This is a genomic window from Streptomyces sp. PA03-5A (assembly GCF_033792725.1).
Classification (GTDB): domain Bacteria; phylum Actinomycetota; class Actinomycetes; order Streptomycetales; family Streptomycetaceae; genus Actinacidiphila.
In genome coordinates this window covers 487,114-507,854 of sequence record NZ_JARAVL010000001.1, presented here as the reverse complement: position 1 = coordinate 507,854, position 20,741 = coordinate 487,114, and the positions used below count along the sequence as shown (strand labels likewise).

The 20,741-nt window shown below is 73.0% G+C and carries 20 protein-coding genes and 1 riboswitch; of the genes, 13 read left to right on the top strand and 7 right to left on the bottom strand.

What is annotated here, in order from left to right; genetic code table 11:
• Positions 1-5 precede the first annotated feature (5 nt).
• A complete protein-coding gene (locus tag PV410_RS02280; protein ID WP_500321933.1) occupies positions 6-851 on the bottom strand; it encodes a class I SAM-dependent methyltransferase in 846 nt (281 codons plus the stop codon).
• Positions 852-1,129: 278 nt separating this feature from the next.
• A riboswitch (cyclic di-AMP (ydaO/yuaA leader) is annotated at positions 1,130-1,286 on the top strand.
• A gap of 15 nt (positions 1,287-1,301) precedes the next feature.
• On the opposite strand from PV410_RS02280, the gene PV410_RS02275 reads away from it, so the two are divergent.
• Entirely contained in the window at positions 1,302-2,066 is a 765-nt protein-coding gene (locus PV410_RS02275; protein ID WP_500321932.1) for a M23 family metallopeptidase, read from the top strand.
• A gap of 220 nt (positions 2,067-2,286) precedes the next feature.
• Complete coding sequence (locus PV410_RS02270) at positions 2,287-2,979, top strand: GntR family transcriptional regulator (protein ID WP_499514489.1); 693 nt, start codon at positions 2,287-2,289, stop codon at positions 2,977-2,979.
• Between the two features lie 215 nt (positions 2,980-3,194).
• On the opposite strand, the gene PV410_RS02265 is transcribed toward PV410_RS02270, so the two are convergent.
• On the bottom strand, positions 3,195-3,476 hold the full coding sequence (locus PV410_RS02265) for an HPr family phosphocarrier protein (RefSeq protein ID WP_499514490.1): 282 nt from the start codon (positions 3,474-3,476) through the stop codon (positions 3,195-3,197).
• A 120-nt stretch (positions 3,477-3,596) separates the two neighbouring features.
• Between PV410_RS02265 and PV410_RS02260 the strand changes: the two genes are divergently transcribed.
• Genes PV410_RS02260 through PV410_RS02245 form a run of 4 tightly spaced genes read left to right on the top strand, consistent with a single transcriptional unit; the run spans position 3,597 to position 8,821 of the window.
• Complete coding sequence (locus tag PV410_RS02260) at positions 3,597-6,320, top strand: bifunctional acetate--CoA ligase family protein/GNAT family N-acetyltransferase (RefSeq protein WP_500321931.1); 2,724 nt, start codon at positions 3,597-3,599, stop codon at positions 6,318-6,320.
• Positions 6,321-6,348: 28 nt separating this feature from the next.
• The gene (locus PV410_RS02255; protein ID WP_499514492.1) at positions 6,349-6,936 is read left to right on the top strand and encodes a DUF5998 family protein; all 588 of its coding nucleotides are present in this window, start codon (positions 6,349-6,351) and stop codon (positions 6,934-6,936) included.
• Positions 6,936-8,120, top strand: a complete 1,185-nt coding sequence (locus PV410_RS02250) for an alkaline phosphatase family protein (RefSeq protein ID WP_500321930.1) — start codon at positions 6,936-6,938, stop codon at positions 8,118-8,120. Before PV410_RS02255 ends, PV410_RS02250 begins: the two co-directional genes overlap by 1 nt.
• A 56-nt stretch (positions 8,121-8,176) precedes the next feature.
• Positions 8,177-8,821 carry a thymidine kinase gene (locus PV410_RS02245; RefSeq protein ID WP_499514494.1) on the top strand — a complete coding sequence of 215 codons (645 nt, stop codon included), beginning with the start codon at positions 8,177-8,179 and terminating at the stop codon, positions 8,819-8,821.
• On the opposite strand, the gene PV410_RS02240 is transcribed toward PV410_RS02245, so the two are convergent.
• Positions 8,818-9,612: a VOC family protein gene (locus PV410_RS02240; protein WP_500321929.1), complete on the bottom strand. Its 795-nt coding sequence runs from the start codon at positions 9,610-9,612 to the stop codon at positions 8,818-8,820. The genes PV410_RS02245 and PV410_RS02240 overlap by 4 nt on opposite strands.
• A 128-nt stretch (positions 9,613-9,740) precedes the next feature.
• Between PV410_RS02240 and PV410_RS02235 the strand changes: the two genes are divergently transcribed.
• Positions 9,741-10,580, top strand: a complete 840-nt coding sequence (locus PV410_RS02235) for a sulfurtransferase (RefSeq protein WP_500321928.1) — start codon at positions 9,741-9,743, stop codon at positions 10,578-10,580.
• Positions 10,581-10,656: 76 nt separating this feature from the next.
• On the opposite strand, the gene sepH is transcribed toward PV410_RS02235, so the two are convergent.
• The 3 genes from sepH to PV410_RS02220 all read right to left on the bottom strand — a co-directional run bounded on the left by sepH (position 10,657) and on the right by PV410_RS02220 (position 14,612).
• Complete coding sequence (sepH, locus tag PV410_RS02230; protein ID WP_500321927.1) at positions 10,657-11,754, bottom strand: septation protein SepH; 1,098 nt, start codon at positions 11,752-11,754, stop codon at positions 10,657-10,659.
• Positions 11,755-12,085: 331 nt separating this feature from the next.
• On the bottom strand, positions 12,086-13,408 hold the full coding sequence (locus tag PV410_RS02225) for a D-arabinono-1,4-lactone oxidase (RefSeq protein ID WP_500321926.1): 1,323 nt from the start codon (positions 13,406-13,408) through the stop codon (positions 12,086-12,088).
• Complete coding sequence (locus tag PV410_RS02220) at positions 13,365-14,612, bottom strand: MFS transporter (protein ID WP_500321925.1); 1,248 nt, start codon at positions 14,610-14,612, stop codon at positions 13,365-13,367. The genes PV410_RS02225 and PV410_RS02220 overlap by 44 nt, the downstream gene beginning before the upstream one ends.
• 149 nt (positions 14,613-14,761) lie before the next feature.
• Here PV410_RS02220 and PV410_RS02215 point away from each other — a divergent pair, with 149 nt between their 5' ends.
• The gene (locus PV410_RS02215) at positions 14,762-15,895 is read left to right on the top strand and encodes a ferrochelatase (RefSeq protein ID WP_500321924.1); all 1,134 of its coding nucleotides are present in this window, start codon (positions 14,762-14,764) and stop codon (positions 15,893-15,895) included.
• 29 nt (positions 15,896-15,924) lie between these two features.
• A complete protein-coding gene (locus PV410_RS02210; protein ID WP_500321923.1) occupies positions 15,925-16,725 on the top strand; it encodes an inositol monophosphatase family protein in 801 nt (266 codons plus the stop codon).
• A 124-nt stretch (positions 16,726-16,849) separates the two neighbouring features.
• Here the strand turns inward: PV410_RS02210 and PV410_RS02205 are convergent, their stop codons facing one another.
• The gene (locus tag PV410_RS02205; RefSeq protein ID WP_018561851.1) at positions 16,850-17,023 is read right to left on the bottom strand and encodes a hypothetical protein; all 174 of its coding nucleotides are present in this window, start codon (positions 17,021-17,023) and stop codon (positions 16,850-16,852) included.
• Positions 17,024-17,358: 335 nt separating this feature from the next.
• Between PV410_RS02205 and PV410_RS02200 the strand changes: the two genes are divergently transcribed.
• The 4 genes from PV410_RS02200 (at position 17,359) to PV410_RS02185 (ending at position 20,740) form a co-directional block, all read left to right on the top strand.
• A complete protein-coding gene (locus tag PV410_RS02200; protein WP_499514502.1) occupies positions 17,359-18,012 on the top strand; it encodes a response regulator transcription factor in 654 nt (217 codons plus the stop codon).
• Between the two features lie 6 nt (positions 18,013-18,018).
• On the top strand, positions 18,019-19,281 hold the full coding sequence (locus PV410_RS02195) for a sensor histidine kinase (protein ID WP_500321922.1): 1,263 nt from the start codon (positions 18,019-18,021) through the stop codon (positions 19,279-19,281).
• Positions 19,282-19,679: 398 nt separating this feature from the next.
• Complete coding sequence (locus PV410_RS02190; RefSeq protein WP_018561848.1) at positions 19,680-19,979, top strand: DUF4193 domain-containing protein; 300 nt, start codon at positions 19,680-19,682, stop codon at positions 19,977-19,979.
• A 14-nt stretch (positions 19,980-19,993) separates the two neighbouring features.
• Positions 19,994-20,740, top strand: a complete 747-nt coding sequence (locus PV410_RS02185) for a hypothetical protein (protein WP_500321921.1) — start codon at positions 19,994-19,996, stop codon at positions 20,738-20,740.
• Position 20,741: the final 1 nt, after the last annotated feature.

Genomic DNA, 20,741 nt, shown 5'->3' with positions numbered 1-20,741 from the left:
CCCGTTCAGCGGTCCAGCCGGGCCGCCGCCACGTTGATCCGCATGCCGCACGGAACGCGTCCGCCGGCTCCGCTCAGGCCTGCGGCCCGGTCCAGGAACACGGCGCGCAGCTCCTCGGTCGGCTCCTCGTCCAGGACCTCCATGTCGTAGAACGTCCCGGTGAGGGCGGACCAGACCTCGTGGGGCGTCCCGTCCATGCCGATGACGACCGTCTCCCAGGACAGCGGTGCGAAGCCGAGGGGTGCGAGGAGCCCGTCGAGCCCCTCCCGGCTCCGTGTCCTGCGGTCGCCCAGCCGCGGAAGACGCCGCTGCGCCGCCTTGAAGTACGGCACGGCCAGCGTCAGGAAGAGCTCCACGGCCTCGCCGGGGACGGGCCCGCCGCCGACGGCGACGGCGAACGTGCCGCCCGGTGCGAGCACCCGGGCGGCCTCGGCCACGACCCGGTCGGCGTCCGACATCAGCATGAGCGCCATGTGGGAGACCACGGCGTCGAAGGAGCCGTCGGCGAAGGGCAGCTCCTGCGCACGCCCCTGCCGCAGGTCGGCGCCGGCCAGCGCGGGCCGCCGGCGGGCGAGGGCCAGCTCGCCCTCCGACAGGTCGACGCCGGCGGGAACCTCGGCCCCGCGCCCGGCGAGCAGTTCCAGCAGGGCGCCGTCCGCGCAGCCGAGGTCCAGGACCCGCCGGGCGCCGGCGACACGCTCGGCGAGCACCTCGTAACTCGTCCGCCCGTCGCGGGTGGGGGCGGCCTCGGTCCCCTCCGACTGACGGCCGGGCATCCGGTCGTGGAAGGCGCGCAGGAAGTCCTCGGCGGCGCGGGCGGCGTCGGTGGCCGCCCCTGGTGTCGTGGTCACCCCGTGACCCTACGTACGCGGTGCCGCCACCGGGTCCCGTTCGGCCGGGCCGGACGGTGACGCCGGTCACCGCGGCCCGCGCCACGGCCGTGCGGGGGCTTCCGGGAGGGGTGCGCACCGCCGGGGAGCTGCGGCATCGCGGTATTGCGGACGGTTGCGACCGGTTGGCGGCCGGTGTGGCATCCCGCACATATTGCCGGATTTTTTTGGAACCGGGAGCAACGCCTGGTTAACGTCCTCGGGTTGCCCGGCGGAAGCAGCCGCCTCCCGCGGCACCGGAGCAACGATCGCCGAGTCCCCGTCAGGCGTGAGCCTGGGGAGCCGGGGACCCACCTGAGATGTCCCTGGGGTGAATCGGGCGGCCTGCCGCCGCCCGTAGGAGACCTTCCTGCTCCGAACCCGTCAGCTAACCCGGTAGGCGAGAAGGAAGGAAAGGATCCCCGCCTGCCCATGGCGTCGTTCTCCATACGTTCCACCCTGGCCGGCGCCGCCGCGCTGACCACCGTCACCACCGGCGCGTTCGTCGTGCCCGCCGCGGCTGCCGACGCCAGGGCCGAGGGTTCCGCCTTCGCCCGCTGCGCCGCGGTCGCCGGGGACCTCGCCGCGCACCTCGCCGACCAGGCCTCGGCCCAGCACCGGGCCGCCGTCGTCGCGCAGAAGCGCCACGACGCCCTTGTCGCGCGCGCCAAGCGTGCCGCCAAGGAGGCCGCCGCCAAGGAGGCCGCCGCCAAGGCGGCCAAGGCCAAGGCGGCCCGGGAGAGCGGCACCGCGCACGCCTCCCGGAGCGCCGCCAAGGGCCGCGGCACGCTCGGCGGCTGGATGCTGCCGGTCGCCGGCTCCATCGGCACGCCCTACCACGCGACCAGCAGCCTGTGGTCCTCCGGCTACCACACCGGCGTGGACTTCCAGGCCTCCGTCGGCACCCCGGTGCACGCCGCCGGCGCGGGCACCGTCGTCGAGGCGGGCTGGGGCGGCTCCTACGGCAACAACGTCGTGATCCGCCACGCGGACGGCATGTACACCCAGTACGCCCACCTGTCCTCGCTGGGCGTGTCCGTGGGCCAGACCGTCTCCGCGGGGCAGCAGATCGGCCTGTCGGGCGCCACCGGCAACGTGACGGGGCCGCACCTGCACTTCGAGGCCCGTACGGCACCGTCCTACGGCGCCGACGTGGACCCGCTGGCGTACCTGCGTTCCAAGGGCGTCCGCATCTGAGCCATTCCCCTCCCCCCACACGAAGGCCCCGGTTCCCCCGCCGGGGCCTTCGGCATGCCGGCGCTTCCCGGCCGCGGGGTGTCCAAAAATGCTCCATGAATTCAGGGCAGCCGTCGGAATCGGCGGCGTGCTGGAATAGAGTCGCGGCAGAAACGCCGGCTCCTCCGTTACACGGGGATTAAAGGACGGCCGTCGGCGCGCACCGAAAGGAACCTGCGATGTGGGGTCGTACGTGAAGGGGGCCGGCGGCGCGGGCCGCCCGATTTCGGCCCGGGCGGTGTGCACCGCGATCCGTGACGACATCATCAGCGGGTTCTTCGCGCCGGGGAGCCGGCTGACCGAAGAGCAGTTGGCCAAGCGCTACGGGGTGTCCCGGGTCCCGGTGCGCGAGGCGCTGCGCACCCTGGAGTCCGAGGGCTTCGTGCGGACCCGCCGGCACGCCGGGGCGTCCGTGGCCGAGCCGACCGAGCAGGAGGCCGCCGACCTGCTGGACATCCGTGCCCTGCTGGAGCCGCTGGGCGCCGCGCGGGCGGCGCAGCGGCGCACCGAGGCCCATGTGAAGGTGCTGCGCGGGCTCGTCCGGCTGGGCCAGGAACGTTCCCTCCGGCGCCAGTTGTCCGACCTGCCCGCGCTGGACGGCTGGTTCCACGAGACGCTGGCCCAGGCTTCCGGCAGCCCGACCCTGGTGGCGCTGCTGACCCAGCTGCGGCACAAGATCGCCTGGGTGTACGCGGTGGACACCCCTGGGCGGGCCGTGGAGTCCTGGGAGGAGCACGGGGCGGTCGTGGACGCGGTGGCACGCGGTGACGCGGAGCGGGCCCGGCGGCTGATGGCGGCCCATGTGGAGCGGGCGACGGCGGTGCACCGGCTGCGCCGTCCGGAGAGCACGGGGCGCGGCGCCGCGGCGCGGTGAGGAATCGGAAACACGCCGTACACACTTCGCGCGGCCGGGTTTAACAGAAGTGCCGTATACAACTTGGGGAATTGTGCGCGGGGTATTTCCGTGCCCTATTGTGCTGCGCGCTGCCCGAAAATGACCTCGCAATGGCGAAGGGGCGGGTCCGCGAAATCCGGCCGGATTTCACGCGCAGGCCCGCCCCTTTTGCCGCACCGCGGCTCCGCGCGCTGTCAGACGGTCTCGGGGAGTTCGTCCAGGCCTTCGGAGACGAGCTTGGCGAGGCTGTCCAGAGCGGCGTCCACCCCCTCCGCGTCGGAGGCCAGCACGACCTCCTCGCCGCCGGCCACGCCCAGGCTCAGCACGGCGAGCATCGAGGCGGCGTTGACCGGGGCCCCGTCCGCCTTCGCGATGGTGACGGGGGCGCCCACGGCGGTGGCGGCGCGGACGAAGATCGAAGCGGGACGTGCGTGCAGGCCCTCGGCCCAGCCGATGGTGACGCGGCGCTCAGCCATGGTGTTGCCCTTCGGGTCGTTCCTGGGAGGTCTAGACCAGTCTGCCATGCCTCGGACACCGGTCCGTCCCCACATCGTCGCACCGGTCCCGCGACCGGCAGGTGCCCGTACGCTTGGGCCATGACGACGCCGTCCGCCGCAGAGCGCGACTACCCGGTCCACTGGGAGGCGGACGTGGTCCTGCGCGACGGCGGGATCGCCCACGTCCGGCCCATCGCGCCGGACGACGCGGGACGGCTGGTCAGCTTCTACGAGAAGGTCTCCGACGAGTCCAAGTACTACCGCTTCTTCGCGCCCTACCCCCGGCTCTCCGACCGGGACGTGCACCGCTTCACCCACCACGACTACCGTGACCGCGTCGGCCTGGCGGCCCTGGTCGGCGGCGAGTTCATCGCGACCGTCCGCTACGACCGCACCGACGACGGCGAGGCCGAGGTCGCCTTCCTGGTCCAGGACGCGCACCAGGGCCGCGGGGTGGCCTCCGCCCTGATGGAGCACATCGCGGCGGTGGCCCGCGAGCGCGGCATCCGTCGCTTCATCGCCGAGGTGCTGCCCTCCAACCGCAAGATGATCAAGGTCTTCACCGACGCGGGCTACACCCAGCAGCGCAGCTTCACCGACGGCGTCGTCCGGCTCGAATGCGACCTGGAGCCCACCGAGCAGTCCCTCGCCGTCATGCGCGCCCGCGAGCAGCGCGCCGAGGCCCGCTCCGTCCAGCGACTGCTCGCCCCCGCCTCCGTGGCCGTCATCGGCACCGGCCGCCGGCCGGGCGGCGTCGGCCGCGGAGTGCTCCGGAACATCGTCGCGGGCGGCTACACCGGCCGCGTACACGCCGTGAACCGCTCCTTCCCCGAGGACCTGCGCACCCTCGACCCGGAGGGCGTCCCCGCCCACCGCTCCGTCGCCGAGATCCCCGACACCGTGGACCTCGCCGTGATCGCCGTGCCCGCCGACGACGTCGCCGAGGCCGTCGACGCATGCGGCCGGCACGGCGTCCTGGGCCTGCTGGTGATCTCCTCCGGCTACGCCGAGTCCGGCGCCGAGGGCCGCCGCAGGCAGCGCGCACTGGTGCGGCAGGCCCACTCGTACGGGATGCGCGTCATCGGCCCCAACGCGTTCGGCATCCTCAACTCCGCCGAGGACGTCCGGCTCAACGCCTCGCTGTCGCCGCAGACCCCGGACGCCGGACGGCTCGGCCTGTTCACCCAGTCCGGCGCCATCGGCATCGCCCTGCTGTCCGGGCTGCGCCGGCGCGGCGCCGGACTGTCGTCCTTCGTCTCCGCCGGCAACCGGGCGGACGTCTCGGGCAACGACATCCTGCAGTTCTGGTACGACGACCCGGCCACCGACGTCGCCCTGCTCTACCTCGAAACCCTCGGCAACCCGCGCAAGTTCTACCGCCTCGCCCGGCGCACCGCCGCCGTCAAGCCGGTCGTCGTCGTCAAGGGCGCCCGGCACTCGGCGGCCGCCCCGCCCGGACACGCGGTGCCCCCCGCCCGCATCGCGGACAGCACGGTCTCGGCCCTGCTGCGGCAGGCCGGCGTCATCCGCACCGACACCGTCACCGAGCTCCTCGACACCGGACTGCTGCTGTCCTGCCGCCCGCTGCCCGCGGGCCCCCGCGTCGCGGTCCTCGGCAACTCGGAGTCGCTCGGCCTGCTCACCTACGACGCCTGCCTCACCGCCGGGCTGGAACCGGGCCTCCCGCTCGACCTCACCACGGCCGCCGGCCCCGAGGACTTCCGGGCCGCCCTCTCCGCCGCCCTCGCCGACCCCGCCCACGACGCCGTCGTGGTCACCGCCATCCCGCGCGTGGGCTCCGACCTCGGCGAGGCCCCCGCGAGCAGCGACGACCCCGCGCTGGCCGAAGCCCTCCACGCCGCCGCGGACGAGGCCGGCACCGGCAAGCCCGTCGTGATCGTCCACACCGCCCTGGAGGCCATGGCCACCCGCCTCGCCGCCGTCCGCATCCCCGCGTACGGCGCCGCCGAGCGCGCCGTGAAGGCACTGGCCAGGGCCGCCGCGTACGCCCAGTGGCGCAGGGACGCCCAGGTTCCCGGCAGGGTGCCGGAGTTCGAGGACGTCGACGAGGCGGGCGCCTGCCAGGACGTCACCCGGCTGCTCGACGAGGCGGCGGAGCCCGTCGGGGACACCCACGGCGTCCCCCTCGACGACTCCGCGGCCGCCGCCCTGCTGGCCCGCTACGGCATCACGGTCCGGCCCACGCTGCCCGCCCCCGGGATCGACGCGGCCCTGGAGGCGGCCCGGCGGCTCGGCTACCCGGTCGCCCTCAAGACCACCGCGCCCCACCTGCGGCACCGCGCCGACCTCGGCGGCGTACGCCTGGACATCGCCGGCCCCGACGACCTCAGCCGCGCCTTCGAGGAGCTGACCGCCCGGCTGGGCAAGCCGGAGGAGCTGCACCTGGTCGTGCAAGCCATGGCACCGCGCGGCGTCGACACGGTCGTACGCGCCACCGTCGACCCGGCCGCGGGCGCCGTGCTCTCCTTCGGCATCGCCGGCGCCCCCTCCGAACTCCTCGACGACATGGCGCACCGGCTGGTCCCGGCCACCGACCGGGACGTCGCCGAGCTGGTCCGCTCCATCAAGGCCGCCCCGCTGCTGTTCGGCTGGCGCGGCGCGGAGCCGGTGGACACCGGCGCCCTGGAGGAGCTGCTGCTGCGGGTGTCGCGGCTGGTCGACGACCTGCCCGAGGTGGTCTCCGTCGACCTCGAACCGGTCGTGGTGGCCCCCGCCGGCCTCACCGTGCTCGGCGCCTCCGTGCGCCTCGCGCGGCCGCCGGCCCGCACGGACCTCGGGCCTCGTGCACTGTCGTCCTTCTGAACACGTGCTCCGCACTAGGATGGTCGCCATGGCGAAGACCGGTACGACGACCCAGGGGCTGCGCGCGGCGATCGAGCGCAGCGGCTACTACCCCGCCCTCGTGGCCGAGGCCGTGGAGGCCTCCGTCGGTGGGGAGGCGGTCGCCTCGTACCTGGTCCACCAGGAGACCACCTTCGACGCGAACGAGGTCCGCCGGCACGTCACCGTCCTGGTCCTGACCAGCACCCGCTTCATCGTCAGCCACACCGACGAGCAGAGCGCCGACGACACCTCCCCGAGCCCCTACGCCACCACCTCCACCGAGTCGGTCAAGCTGGAGCGGATCTCGTCGGTCGTGCTGAGCCGGGTCGTCGCCAACCCCGAGTCGTACACCCCGGGCACCTTGCCCCGCGAGGTCGTGCTGACCATCGGCTGGGGCGCGGTCAGCCGCATCGACCTGGAGCCCGCCGCCTGCGGCGACCCCAACTGCGAGGCCGACCACGGCTACACCGGCTCCTCCAGCGCCGACGACCTGAGCCTGCGGGTCAGCGAGGCGGGCGACGGCCCCGAGACCGTCCGCCAGGCCCTCGCCTTCGCACAGGCGCTCTCCGAGGCGACCGCGGGCGCGGCCTCCTGATGGTCCATCCCGCCCCGTCCTACGAACCGCTCGATCCGTACGCCGCACCCGCCCCGCGCTACGGCAGCGCTTCCCTGAGCGACCTGCTGCCCGCGGTCGCCGCCGGGCTCGGCATCACCGGCGCCCCGCGGACGGCGCTCGACCTGGTGCCCGCCGACCGGGTCTGCGTGTTCCTCGTCGACGGCATGGGCTGGGAGCTGATCCGCCGGCATCCCGACGAGGCGCCGTTCCTCACCTCCCTGATCGCCGGCTCGGCCACCGGCAGCGGCCGGCCGATCACCGCGGGCTTCCCCTCCACCACCGCGACCTCGCTCGCCTCCGTCGGCACCGGGCTGCCGCCCGGCGCGCACGGCCTGGCCGGGTACACCGTGCTGAACCCGGACACCGGCGAGCTGATGAACCAGCTGCGATGGCAGCCGTGGACCGACCCGTACGTCTGGCAGCCGTACCCCACGGTCTTCCAGCTCGCCCAGGCCGCCGGCATCGAGACCTGCCAGGTCACCTCGCCGACCTTCCAGCACACCCCGCTGACGAAGATCGCCCTCAGCGGCGGCACCTTCCACGGGCGGCTCAGCGGCGAGGAGCGCATGGACCTCACCGCCGAGCGGCTCGCGGCGACCGACCGGGCGCTGGTCTACACGTACTACAGCGAGCTGGACTCCATGGGCCACCGGCACGGGGTCGACTCCGACGCCTGGCGCGGCCAGCTGATGATGGCCGACCGGCTCGCCCAGCGGCTCGCCGAGCAGCTCCCGCCGCGCAGCGCGCTCTACATCACCGCCGACCACGGCATGATCGACATCCCCTTCGACCCGGAGTCCCGGATCGACTTCGACGAGGACTGGGAGCTGCGCGCCGGCGTCGCCGTCCTCGCCGGCGAGGCCCGGGCCCGTCATGTCTACGCCGTGCCAAGTGCCGCAGCCGACGTGCACGCGGTGTGGAGCGAGGTGCTCGGCGAGCAGATGTGGGTGGCCTCCCGTGAAGAGGCGGTCGCCGCGGGCTGGTTCGGGCCCGTCGTGGAGGACCGGGTGCTCGGCCGCATCGGAGACGTCGTCGCCGTCGCCCGGGACGACGTCGCGATCGTCGCCACCCGCTCCGAGCCGGGGGAGTCCACCATGGTCGGCCTGCACGGCTCGATGACCCCCGTGGAGCAGTTGGTGCCGCTGCTGGAAGTCCGCACCTGACGCACCGCCCTCCCTGCCCACCGCCCACCACCGCCCCGAAAGGCCGCCGCCTCCTCATGCCTGAGCTCGTGTTCTTCTCCGGAACGATGGACTGCGGGAAGAGCACCCTCGCCCTGCAGATCGAGCACAACCGCTCGGCACGCGGCCTGGAGGGCCTGATCTTCACCCGCAACGACCGGGCCGGCGAGGGCGTCCTCTCCTCCCGGCTCGGCCTGGAGACCAAGGCCGTCGAGGCCGCCGACGACTTCGACTTCTACGGCTACCTCGTCACGCACCTGTCCGGCGGCGCCCGCGCCGACTACGTCATCGTCGACGAGGCCCAGTTCTTCACCCCGGACCAGATCGACCAGCTCGCGCGCATCGTCGACGACCTGCGGCTGGACGTCTTCGCCTTCGGGATCACCACCGACTTCCGCACCAAGCTCTTCCCGGGGTCCCGGCGCCTGGTGGAGATGGCCGACCGGATCGAGGTGCTCCAGGTCGAGGCCCTGTGCTGGTGCGGCGCCCGTGCCACCCACAACGCCCGCACGGTGGGCGGGGAGATGGTCGTCGAGGGCGAGCAGGTCGTCGTCGGCGACGTCAACCGCCCCGGCGCGGACATCGGCTACGAGGTGCTCTGCCGCCGCCACCACATCCGGCGGATGACCGCGGCCGCAGCGCGCGCGGCGGCGATCTCGCCGGACGTCCTGCCGGTCGACTAGCTGCCGCCGGCCCCCGGCTGCGGCCGGGACCGGATCACGGTGAAGACGGCGCCCTCGGGGTCCGCCACGGTGGCCAGCCGGCCGTACTCGGAGTCGCGCGGCGTGCGGATGACCGTCCCGCCCAGGTCCGTCACCTGGCGGGCGGCGGCGTCGGTGTCGGCGACCTCGAAGTACGTCATCCAGTGCGCTCCGCGGTCGCGCGGCAGGGCCCGGCCGACGCCGTGGATCCCGCCGACCGGACGGCCGGCGAGGTGGAGCGTGAGGTAGTCGAAGTCGGTGGAGACGACCGCGTCGGTCTCCAGCCCGAAGACCACCGAGTAGAACTTGCCGACCAGCGAGGTCTCCCGGGTGACCAGCTCGTTCCAGACCGGCGCGCCCGGTACCCCGAAGACCTCGGTCCCGCGGTGGTGCCGGGCCTGCCACACCCCGAACACCGCGCCCATCGGGTCCGAGGCGACGGCCAGCCGTCCCGCGTCGTCCGCGTCCAGCGGGCCGACGCCCACCGTGCCGCCGCAGATCCGGATCAGCTCGGCGGTCTTGTCGGCGTCGTCCGTGGCGAAGTAGGTCGTCCAGGCGATCGGCAGGTGCCGGTCCCTGGGCAGCTCGCCGATGCCTGCCACGCTCTTCCCGTCCAGCGTGGCGCGCACGTACAGGCCCAGGGAATGCGGACCGGGGTGGAACTCCCAGCCGAACAGATGGCTGTAGAACTCCTGCGTGGCCTCGACGCTGTGAGCCAGCAGGCTGACCCAGCACGGGGTGCCGTGCGGGTGGCGGTTCCCTACCTCGGTCATCAATTCTCTCCTGGGGAGCAACGCTCGGGCTTGCAGGGGACGTGCCACAGCGATGCTCGCACCACCGGGTGTGCCGCGGACCGGGGCCGCGCCGCAGGTTTCCCGCGCCGGGTGACCACAATGGGCTTATGCATCCTGTCATTACCGTAACCGAATTGGCCGCGCTGCCGAAGGGCGTCCCGGGAGGCGCCGCCCTTCTGGACGTCCGCTGGCAACTGGGCGGGCCGCCCGGCCGTCCCGCGTACGAGGCCGGTCACCTGCCCGGCGCGCACTACGTCGACCTCGACACCGAACTCGCCGGACCGCCCGGGGCGGCGGGCCGCCATCCCCTCCCGGACCTCGCGGTGTTCACCGCCGCCATGCGCCGCGCGGGCGTCGGCCCGGACCGCGACGTCGTGGTCTACGACGGCGGTCCCGGCTGGGGCGCCGCCCGCGCGTGGTGGCTGCTGCGGTGGGCCGGGCACGAGCGGGTCCGCGTCCTGGACGGCGGCCTCGCGGCGTGGACCGCGGCGGGACTGCCCCTCGAGGCGGACGTCCCCGCCGACGAGGAGGGCGAGTTCACCGCGGCGCCGGGCGCGCTCCCCGTGCTCACCGCCGACGACGCGGCGGCACTGGCCCGCCGCGGCGTCCTCCTGGACGCCCGCGCGCCGGAGCGCTACCGGGGCGACACCGAGCCCATCGACCCAGTCGCCGGTCACATCCCCGGCGCGGTCAACGCCCCGACCACGGAGAACGTCGCCGCGGACACCGGAGTCTTCCTCGCCGCCGACGAACTGGCGGCGCGCTTCGGCAAGGCCGGCGCCATGCCCGGCGCCGAGGTCGGCGTCTACTGCGGCTCGGGCGTCTCCGGCGCCCACGAGGTGCTGGCCCTGGCGGTCGCCGGCATCCCCGCGGCGCTCTACGTCGGCTCCTGGAGCGAGTGGTCCACGGCGGGCCGGGACGTCGCGACCGGGCCGCAACCGGGCTGACAGGGCGCCGGCGGCTGGAGGCCGGCCCATACGGAGGACCGCACCGGGGCACCCCCTGAGGGGCGGCGTGCCCCGGTCAGTCCTGCTTCTTGCGCCGGCTCCCGAAGACGATCTCGTCCCAGCTCGGCACCGTCGCCCGCCGCCCCGGACGGACCCCGTCCGCCTCGGCCTGGCGGTCGGTGGAGCCGACCAGCCGGTCGCGGTGGGCGCCGACCGAACGCGGCATCAGGACGTCGGCGTACGCGGAGCCCGCGCCCGCACTCGCGGCGGGGGCCGGCGGCGCCTCCTCCTCCGCCCCGGGCGTGTCGGGACCGTCCTCCGCGACCGTGGCCGCGGCCGGCGTGTCGGGCGTGACGGAGGGCGGCCCCGCCTGGGCCGGCACCACCATGTCGCCGCGGAAGCTGGGGACCGCCTCCAGGAGGCTGGTCAGGGAGTCGCGCTCCTCCTCCGCCCGTTCCTCGGCGGTGCGTTCCGCCCGCTCGGCGCGGTCGGGCCGCTCCAGCGCACGGTCGCGCGGGAGCCGCGCGATCCGCGGCACGAAGGGGTAGCTCGGCTCCTGTGCGGCCTCCTGGGTCGTCTCCCCGATGAGCGCGCGCGCCTCGTCGTCCACGGCCTGGACGAGCCGGCGCGGCGGGTCGTACGTCCAGCTCGCGGAGTGCGGCTCACCGGCCACCCGGTAGACGAGGAGCACCTCCCAGGTGCCGTCGTCACGCCGCCAGGAGTCCCACAGGACGCTGTCCTTCTCGGCGCCGCGCAGCAGCAGCCGCTCCGCGACGGCCTCACCGAGCTGCGGACCGGTGCTCTCGCCCTGACGCCGCACCGCGGTCTTGCGGGCCCGCTCGGCCATGAAGGCGCGCTCCGCCAGCACGGGGCCCTCGAAGCGCCGGACGCGCTCCACCGGGATCCCGGCGAGCTGCGCGACCTCCTCGGCGGTGGCACCGGCTCGTATCCGCGCCTGGATGTCGCGCGGGCGCAGATGGCTCTCGACCTCGATCTCGATCTGGCCCAGCCGCGCCCGGTCGTTGCGGATGGCGGCACGCAGACGTTCGTCGATCGGAAGCGTGTACTCCGTGCTGTCGGCAGCCTTGAGCACCAGCCGTGTGCCGTCGTTGCTGACGGCCACGACACGCAGTTCGGGCACGGTTACCTCCCGGGTGGTGCCTGCCGACGTCACGTGCGTCGCTGCTCCCGATGGACGAGTGTGACCTGCCCGGGTGCAGCCTGCCACAACCTTGCTGAGTTTCCCGGCGTGTCGGGCATGTGCCGTGACTCGCCGTTATGGCACGGTTACCTATTTGCAACGCTGAGTGACCAAACGAACCACCCGGCGTCAAGTGTCTCCGGTTCGATCGACGGCACCCCGGGACGAGTGCGCCGTCTCCCCCCGGAGCCAGGATTTGTCACAGTACTCCATTTGGGCCACGTCGGTGGGGCGCCGCGCCGTCGAACTTCGCGCGCGCCAAGGGAGTTGGGTCGGGATCTTCACAAAAACCACACAAGTGGAACTATTCGCCGAGCACCCGCCGCAGGTAGTCGTTGCGGAACAGCCGGTCCGGGTCCAGCCGGTCGCGCAGGGCGGTGAACTCGGCGAAGCGCGGGTAGGCCTTGGCGAAGTAGTCCGCGTCCCGGGTGTGGATCTTGCCCCAGTGGGGGCGCCCCTGATGGGCGGTCATGATCTGCTCGACCGCCGTGAAGTACTCCTGGTACCGGCTGCCGCGGTACATGTGCACCGCGACGTACGCGGTGTCCCGGCCGGAGGCCGTCGACAGCGCGATGTCGTCCGCCGGGGCGACCCGCACCTCCACGGGGAAGCTGATCCTGAACCGCGAGGACTCGACCATGGACTTCAGTTCGCGCAGCACCTCCACCGCGGCCTCGCGCGGCACCGCGTACTCCATCTCCACGAAACGCACACGACGTGGATGGGTGAACACCTTGTACGGGATGTCGGTGTAGGCGCGGGCCGACAGGGCCCGGCTGGAGACCTGGGCGATGCCCGGGATGAGCGCGGGCGCCGCCCGGCCCACGGCGCAGGCCGCCTGGAAGACCCCGTTGGACAGGAACTCGTCGTCGATCCAGCCGCGCACGCCCGGGACCGGGGCGGCGGGCCCCTGGCTGCGGTTGTTCCGCTTGGTGTTGCAGCCGTCGGTGTGCGGGAACCAGTAGAACTCGAAGTGCTCGTTCTCCTCGACCAGTTGGTCGAACTCGGAGACCACCCGGTCGAAGCGCATGGGCTCCTCGCGCGCGGCGAGCAGGAAGAGCGGTTCGACCGCGAAGGTGAGCGCGCTGACCACGCCGAGCGCGCCCAGTCCGATCCGGGCGGCGGCGAAGACCTCGGCGTTCTCCTCCGCCGAGCAGGTGAGCACCGAACCGTCGGCGAGCACCAGTTCCAGCGCCTTGACCTGGGCGGCTATGGAGCCCGAGTCGCGGCCCGTGCCGTGGGTTCCGGTGCTGGTCGCGCCGGCCACGGTCTGTTCCATGATGTCGCCCATGTTCGTGAGGGACAGGCCCTCGGCGGCGAGCAGCGCGTTGAGGTGCTTGAGCTGGACGCCCGCCTCCACCGTGACCGTGCCGGCCTCGCGGTCGACGCCCCGCACCGCGGTCATCCGCTCGGGCCGGATCAGGACGCCCGAGGTCGCCGCCGTCGAGGTGAAGGAGTGCCCGGTGCCGACCGCCTTGGCCGGGAGCCCGTCCGCCGCCGCCTTGCGGAGCACGGCCGCCAGTTCGTCCACCGAGGCGGGTGACGCGGTCCGCGCGGGCAGGGCCCGCACGTTCCCCGCCCAGTTACGCCATGTGGCCTTCCCGGCGGTCCTGTTCGTCGTAGCCATGCGCACGCGTCCCCTCCAGCTCAGGCGCCGGCTCCAGCCGGCGGTACCCCAGGAAGGCCGCCACCACGGCGAGCGCCGCGGCGGAGGCGGGCACCGCGAACGCGGCCCGGGCCCCCGCCGCGTCGATCACCCACCCGGCCAGAGAGGCGCCGAGCGCCACACCGACCGCGAGCCCCGTGCTCGTCCACGTCATGCCCTCGGTCAGCTTCGCGCGCGGTACCAACTGCTCGACGAGCGCCATGGTGGTGACCATCGTCGGTGCGATGGACAGGCCCGCGACGAACAGCGCCACGGCCAGGAACGTCAAGTTCCCGACCAGTAGTGGCGGGATCATACTCACGGCCATGGCCGCCACGCCCAGGAGGAAGCGGCGGGAAGCCGTTCCCGCCGGCTTCATCAGGCCGAAAAGCACCCCCGCGAGGCAGGAACCCGCCGCGTACACCGCGAGCACCACGCTGGCCGCGGCCTTGTGGCCCTGCTCCTCGGCGAAGGCCACGGTGTTGACGTCCACGGCACCGAAGAGCGCCCCGGTCGCGACGAAGGTCAGCACGAGCACCTGCAGCCCGCGGGAGCGCAGCGCGGAGCCGGGGGTGTGCTGTTCGCGAGGGTGGGGCGGCGGTTCGGTGGCGCGCTGCGCGCTCAGCAGCCACACCCCGGCGGCCAGGAAGAGCACGGCCAGCAGCGGCCCCGCCTCCGGGAACCAGATCGTGCACAGCCCGATCGACAGGATCGGGCCCACGATGAAGCAGACCTCGTCGACGACGGACTCGAAGGAGTAGGCGGTGTGCAGCAGCGCGGGCGACCCCCGGTGGATCATGGCCCACCGTGCCCGCACCATGGCGCCCAGGCTCGGGGTCGTCCCCGCCGGCGCGACGCAGACGAAGAGCGCCCAGTCCGGAGCCCCGGTCCGAACGCACACCAGCAGGCCCGCCACCGCCAGCACCGTCACCCCGGCCGCCGGGCGCAGCACCCTGCGCTGGCCATACCGGTCGACCAGGCGGGAGACCTGCGGACCCAGCGCCGCCCCGGCCAGTGCCAGGGTGGCCGCCAGGGCGCCCGCGATCCCGTAGCGGCCGGTGACCTGGGACATCATTGTCACGATGCCGATGCCGAGCATGGACAGCGGCATCCGGCCGATGAAGCCCGCCGCCGAGAAACCCCTGGTCCCCGGAGTGGAGAAGATCGCGCGATAGGGACTGGGCACAGGGCGCTCCAACGGCTTCGTCGCCGATGTTCGGGGGCTGAGGTAGAGGCCGGAGTAAGGAATGTGACTGCCTCACACAGCTTACAAAGGGAGCGCAAGCGAATTTTCCCGGTTCTTCGGCCGTCACCGCCGGGTGGCAGGATCGGAACATGTCCGATCACACCGAGGCCGGCACCGCCACTCCGTACGACGCACTGCTCCTGCTGTCCTTCGGGGGGCCCGAGGGGCCCGACGACGTCGTCCCCTTCCTGGAGAACGTCACGCGCGGCCGTGGCATCCCCCGCGAGCGCCTGAAGGAGGTGGGGCAGCACTACTTCCTCTTCGGCGGGGTCAGCCCCATCAACGCGCAGAACCGCGAGCTGCTGGAGGCGCTGCGCAAGGACTTCGCCGAGCACGGCCTCGACCTGCCCGTGTACTGGGGCAACCGCAACTGGTCGCCCTACCTCACCGACACGCTGCGCGAGCTGGCCGGGGACGGCCACCGCAGGGTCCTGGTCCTGGCCACCAGCGCGTACGCCTCCTACTCCGGCTGCCGGCAGTACCGCGAGAACCTCGCCGACTCCCTGGCCGCCCTCGAGGCCGAAGGACACCCCGTCCCCCGCGTGGACAAGCTGCGGCACTACTTCAACCACCCCGGCTTCGTCCGGCCCATGACCGACGCGGTGCTGACCGCCCTCGCCACGCTGCCCGAGGACGTCCGGGACGGGGCGCACCTGGCGTTCACCACCCACTCGATCCCCACCGCGGCCGCCGACACCTCGGGCCGGCCCGAGGCGCACACCGAGGACGGAGCCGGCGGCGCCTACGTCGCCCAGCACCTGGACACCGCCCGGGTGATCGCCGACGCCGTCCGCGAGGCCACCGGCACCGACCGCCCGTGGAAGCTGGTCTACCAGTCCCGCAGCGGCGCCCCCCACATCCCGTGGCTGGAGCCCGACATCTGCGACCACCTGGAGGAGCTGCACGCCTCCGGCGCACCCGCCGCCGTCATGGTGCCGATCGGCTTCGTCTCCGACCACATGGAGGTCAAGTACGACCTCGACACCGAGGCGACCGCCAAGGCCGCGGAACTGGGCCTGCCCGTCGCCCGCGCCGCCACCGTGGGCGCGGACCCGCGCTTCGCGGCCGCCGTGCGCGAGCTGGTGCTGGAGCGCGCCGCCACCGAGCGGGGCCTGACCCCCGAGCGGTGCGCGCTGGGCGCGCTCGGGCCCAGCCACGACGTGTGCCCCGTGGGCTGCTGCCCGGCGCGCAGCCCGCGGCCCGCTGCCGCGGGCGCCGAGTGACCGACGTACCCGAACGCACGAGGAGTACCGTGAACGACCACCTCAAGGACGAACTCCTGGCCGTGGCCCTCGAGGCCGCCCGCAGGGCGGGCGAGCTGCTGCGCGACGGCCGCCCGGCCGACCTCGGTGTGGCCGCCACCAAGAGCAGCCCGATCGACGTCGTCACCGAGATGGACATCGCCGCGGAGAAGCTGATCGCCTCCTTCGTCATCGAGCGCCGTCCGGACGACGGGCTCCTGGGCGAGGAGGGCGCCAGCACCCCGGGCACCAGCGGGGTCCGGTGGGTGATCGACCCGCTGGACGGGACCGTGAACTACCTGTACGGCCTGCCGTCGTGGGCCGTGAGCATCGCGGCCGAGCGGGACGGCGAGACGCTCGTCGGGGTCGTCGAGGCCCCGATGCGCGGCGAGAGCTACCGCGCGGTGCTGGGCCGGGGCGCGTGGGTGGGTGACCGGCCGGCGGCCGTGCGCCCGGCGCCGCCGATGGACCAGGCGCTGATCGGCACCGGCTTCGGCTACCTGCAGGAGCGGCGCGAGGGCCAGGCGAGGGTGCTGCGCGAGCTGGTGCCGCAGGTGCGGGACATACGCCGCGGCGGATCCGCCGCCATCGACCTGTGCGACGTGGGCTGCGGCCGCCTCAACGGCTACTACGAGCGCGGGCTGAACCCGTGGGACTACACGGCGGGTGCGCTGTTCGCCCGCGAGGCCGGTGCCCTGACCGGCGGCCGCCCCGGGGTGCCGGAGTCCACGGAGCTGACCGTAGCGGCCCCGCCGGGACTGTTCGAGCCCCTGCAGCGCCGGCTCGACGAACTCGGCGCCTGGCACGACTGAGGGCCGCTGACGCCCCCCGTGACGGCCGGCCGCGCCGTGCGGAACCGGCGGCGGGCACGCGAACGCCCCGGCACCTGTCCAGGTGTCCGGGGCGCGGCGTTCGGCTGTGCCGCCCTGGGCGATCTCAGGCGATCTTGGGCAGCACCTGGACGCCGTGCTCAGCGGCGAGGCGGCGCAGGTCGGCCAGTTCGGCCTCCTCGACCTCGGCCAGGAACTCGTCCCCGTCCTCGCGGGCGCGCAGAAGGTCCGATTCGGTGCTGTGTATGCGCTGCAGGATTCCAGTGGTGAATGCGTCCATCAGGTGGCGCCCCCTCGTCGTCGTGGGTTGACACAGGGATATTCGGGGTCGTGCGATGTGCGGGGTCGTTCGTTCACAGGTCTTGTCCGGGGACCCCTCGGATCACACAGCGGCTACTGCCACGGGAGTTGCGGACGCCCTGGGGGCGTGATCGGGGGTGTGCAGTCGTCCTCCCCAGGCCCGCCGGAGGGGAAACCTCCGGGACGCGAAGAATTGGGCGCCAACTGCTCTTACCCCTGTTTTACGGCCTCCCGGTGCAGGATGGAGGGGCGTTCAGCCTGCGCACGCGGGCTGTGCACGGCTCTTTGAGAAGTGCCTAGGGAAGGAACAGCGCCTTGCGCGTACTGGTCGTCGAGGACGAGCAACTGCTCGCCGATGCGGTAGCCACCGGACTACGCCGTGAGGCCATGGCCGTCGACGTCGTCTACGACGGCGGCGCCGCCCTGGAGCGGATCGGGGTCAACGACTACGACGTCGTCGTCCTCGACCGCGACCTGCCGGTCGTCCACGGGGACGACGTGTGCCGCAAGCTCGTGGAGCTGGGCCTGCCGACCCGCGTCCTGATGCTGACCGCCGCGGGCGACGTCAGCGACCGCGTGGAGGGGCTGGAGCTGGGCGCGGACGACTACCTCCCCAAGCCCTTCGCCTTCACCGAGCTGACCGCCCGCGTGCGGGCCCTCGGGCGCCGTACGACGGCGCCGCTGCCGCCGGTGCTGGAGCGTTCCGGGATCAAGCTCGACCCCAACCGCCGCGAGGTGACCCGGGAGGGCCGGCAGGTCCACCTGGCCCCCAAGGAGTTCGCGGTGCTGGAGGTGCTGCTGCGCAGCGAGGGGGCCGTGGTCTCCGCGGAGCAGTTGCTGGAGAAGGCCTGGGACGAGAACACCGACCCCTTCACCAACGTCGTGCGCGTCACCGTCATGACGCTGCGCCGCAAGCTCGGGGAGCCCGCGGTGATCGTCACCGTGCCCGGCTCCGGTTACCGGATCTGATCCGCCGTGCCCGCGCCCTCGTCCTCGCCGACGACCCCGCCCGCGTCGCAGGCCATCCCGCCCAAGCCCACCTGGGACCCGAAGCCGGCCGCCCGCCCCATGCCGCTGCTGCGCCCCACGATCCGGATAAGGCTCACCCTGCTCTACGGCGGCATGTTCCTGATCGCCGGGGTGATACTGCTGTGGATCATCTACCTGCTGGCGGCCCAGGCCATCCGCCAGGGCACCGAGGCGCAGTTCCACGTCGAGGCCGGCCGGCTGTCGCTCACCGGGCTGTGTCCCGAGCTGCCCACCGGCCCGACCAACCCCGACGCCTTCAACAAGGCCTACGTCCACTGCCTGGCGGTGCAGCGCGAGACCGCCCTGAACGTCCTGCTCAAGCGCTCGCTGTTCGCGCTCGTCGGTCTCGCCGTGCTCGCCTTCGCCTTCGGCTACCTGCTGGCCGGCCGTGTGCTGGCGCCGCTCGGCCGGATCACCCGCACCGCGCGCGGCGTGGTGAGCTCCGACCTGACCCAGCGGATCCACCTGACCGGCCCGGACGACGAGCTCAAGGAGCTGGCGGACACCTTCGACGACATGCTGGAGCGCCTGGAGCGGTCCTTCGACGCCCAGCGGCGCTTCGTCGCCAACGCCTCCCACGAGCTGAGAACGCCGCTGGCGATCACCCGCACGCTGCTGGAGGTCCAGCTCGCCGACCCCAACGCTTCCCCGGACATGGCACAGCTGGGGAAGAACCTGCTCGTCACCAACACGCGCAGCGAGCAGCTGGTGGAGGGCCTGCTGCTGCTCGCCCGCAGCGACAACGAGATCGTCGACCGCAAACCGGTGGACCTCGCCGAGGCGGCCACCCAGGCGCTGGAGCAGACCCGCAGCGAGGCCGACGCCAAGGGCGTGGAGCTGCGTGCCGCGCTGGGCGAGGCGGTCGTCCAGGGCAACGGGGTCCTGCTGGAGCGCATCGCGCTGAACCTGGTGCAGAACGCCGTCCGGTACAACGTCGCGGACGAGGGCTGGGTGGAGGTCACCACGGGCGTCGAGGCGGGCTCCGCGGTCCTGGCGGTCGTCAACACCGGGCCCGTCGTCCCCGCGTACGAGATCGACAACCTGTTCGAACCCTTCCGCCGGCTGGGCAACGAGCGCACGGGCAGTGACAAGGGCGTCGGTCTCGGGCTCTCCATCGCCAAGTCCGTCGCCCGGGCCCACGGCGGCACGATCAGCGCGGTCCCGCGCGAGGGAGGCGGCCTGGTCATGCGGGTTGTCATCCCCGTGTGACCCGTCACACGACACCCCCGGAGACGTGTTCGCTTTGCGCTGAATTTTGCGGTCTGCGCGCCTCGGGGGCATGCTGTGAGCGATCACACATACGATTCCGGTCGCGGGTACTCTCCGTGATGGCGACCTCCGGGAAAAGACCGGAAAAATCCATGTTTCCGCAGGTCATGATCACGGGAAGTACACGTGGAGGCGCGAGCAAGGTGCGACAAGCGGGCCGTTTCCGGTCATGACCGGCAGCGGATGCGATCACCTCTTCGGGGGTGCGTTTGGGTGTCGATTGAGTAACGGCACTTGATGTAAGGCAAAATCTCCGCTTCGGGCCGGGCACAAGACCGGCCTCCCGTGCGTTACGTGCGCTGGAGACACCGCAGACACCCAGAGGGGGAGAGCGATACATGGCTACTGATTACGACACCCCACGCAAGACCGACGATGACGTCAACGAGGACAGCATCGAGGAACTCAAGGCCAGGCGGAACGACAAGTCGACCTCGACGGTCGACGTCGACGAGTTCGACCAGGCCGAGTCCCTCGAGCTGCCCGGAGCCGACCTCTCCAATGAGGAGCTGTCGGTCCGGGTGCTGCCCCGGCAGGCGGACGAGTTCACCTGCATGAGCTGCTTCCTCGTGCACCACCGCAGCCAGCTGGCGACGGAGAAGAACGGCAACCCGATCTGCCGCGACTGCGCGGCCTGACGGAGAGCCGGACCGTGGCGAGCGACGACGAGCGGGGCCATGAGGCCTCGCTCGCGGGCGCAACGGAGGGGCCGGCGGGCGATCTCGTCCCGTTCCGTCCCCCCGGCCGTGCTGCACGGGCACGGGCACGCGCCAAGGCGGCGCTGAACACCTTCGTCGACGGGCTCGTCGAGACGGCCCCGAGGGTCCCCGTCAGGGACCTGGAGACGCTTCGCCGCCAGTTCCCCGGGCTCGGGCCCGAGGAACTGGCCGACAAGCTGGTGAACGCCGCCACGATGGGCACCGCGACGGTCGGCGCCGGCATCGGCGCCGCCGCCATGCTGCCCACCCCGCCGGCCATGCCGGCGGAGCTGGCCTCGGAGACCCTCGGCGTCGCCCTGGTCGAGTACAAGCTCATCGCCGAGCTGCACGAGGTCTACGGGCTGCGCGCCCCGGGCACGCTGCGTCAGCGGTCGACGATGTACCTCGCCGAGTGGACCGAGCGGCGCGGGATCGACTTCTCCAAGCCGTCCACGCTGAACATCGCCCTCGGCGGCAGGATGAAGCGCGAGCTGCGCCAGCAGCTGATGAAGCGCACCATGCGCAACCTGCCGACACTGACCCCGTTCATGGTCGGCGCGGCCGTCGGTGCCGTGATGAACCGGCGCGACACCAAGAAGCTCGCGGAGCAGATCCGCAAGGACCTGCGCGTCCGCCAGGTGCCCTGGGGCCTGCTGTCCGCCGAGGAGGAGCCCCCGCCCGCGCTCGGGCCCGGTGGCTGAG

Coding starts and splice junctions, on each gene's coding strand:
- PV410_RS02275 (WP_500321932.1), top strand. CDS start 1,302: ATGGCGTCGTTCTCCATACGTTCCACCCTGGCCGGCGCCGCCGCGCTG.
- PV410_RS02265 (WP_499514490.1), bottom strand. CDS start 3,476: ATGGCTGAGCGCCGCGTCACCATCGGCTGGGCCGAGGGCCTGCACGCA.
- PV410_RS02260 (WP_500321931.1), top strand. CDS start 3,597: ATGACGACGCCGTCCGCCGCAGAGCGCGACTACCCGGTCCACTGGGAG.
- PV410_RS02255 (WP_499514492.1), top strand. CDS start 6,349: ATGGCGAAGACCGGTACGACGACCCAGGGGCTGCGCGCGGCGATCGAG.
- PV410_RS02250 (WP_500321930.1), top strand. CDS start 6,936: ATGGTCCATCCCGCCCCGTCCTACGAACCGCTCGATCCGTACGCCGCA.
- PV410_RS02245 (WP_499514494.1), top strand. CDS start 8,177: ATGCCTGAGCTCGTGTTCTTCTCCGGAACGATGGACTGCGGGAAGAGC.
- PV410_RS02240 (WP_500321929.1), bottom strand. CDS start 9,612: ATGACCGAGGTAGGGAACCGCCACCCGCACGGCACCCCGTGCTGGGTC.
- PV410_RS02235 (WP_500321928.1), top strand. CDS start 9,741: ATGCATCCTGTCATTACCGTAACCGAATTGGCCGCGCTGCCGAAGGGC.
- PV410_RS02225 (WP_500321926.1), bottom strand. CDS start 13,408: ATGGCTACGACGAACAGGACCGCCGGGAAGGCCACATGGCGTAACTGG.
- PV410_RS02215 (WP_500321924.1), top strand. CDS start 14,762: ATGTCCGATCACACCGAGGCCGGCACCGCCACTCCGTACGACGCACTG.
- PV410_RS02205 (WP_018561851.1), bottom strand. CDS start 17,023: ATGGACGCATTCACCACTGGAATCCTGCAGCGCATACACAGCACCGAA.
- PV410_RS02190 (WP_018561848.1), top strand. CDS start 19,680: ATGGCTACTGATTACGACACCCCACGCAAGACCGACGATGACGTCAAC.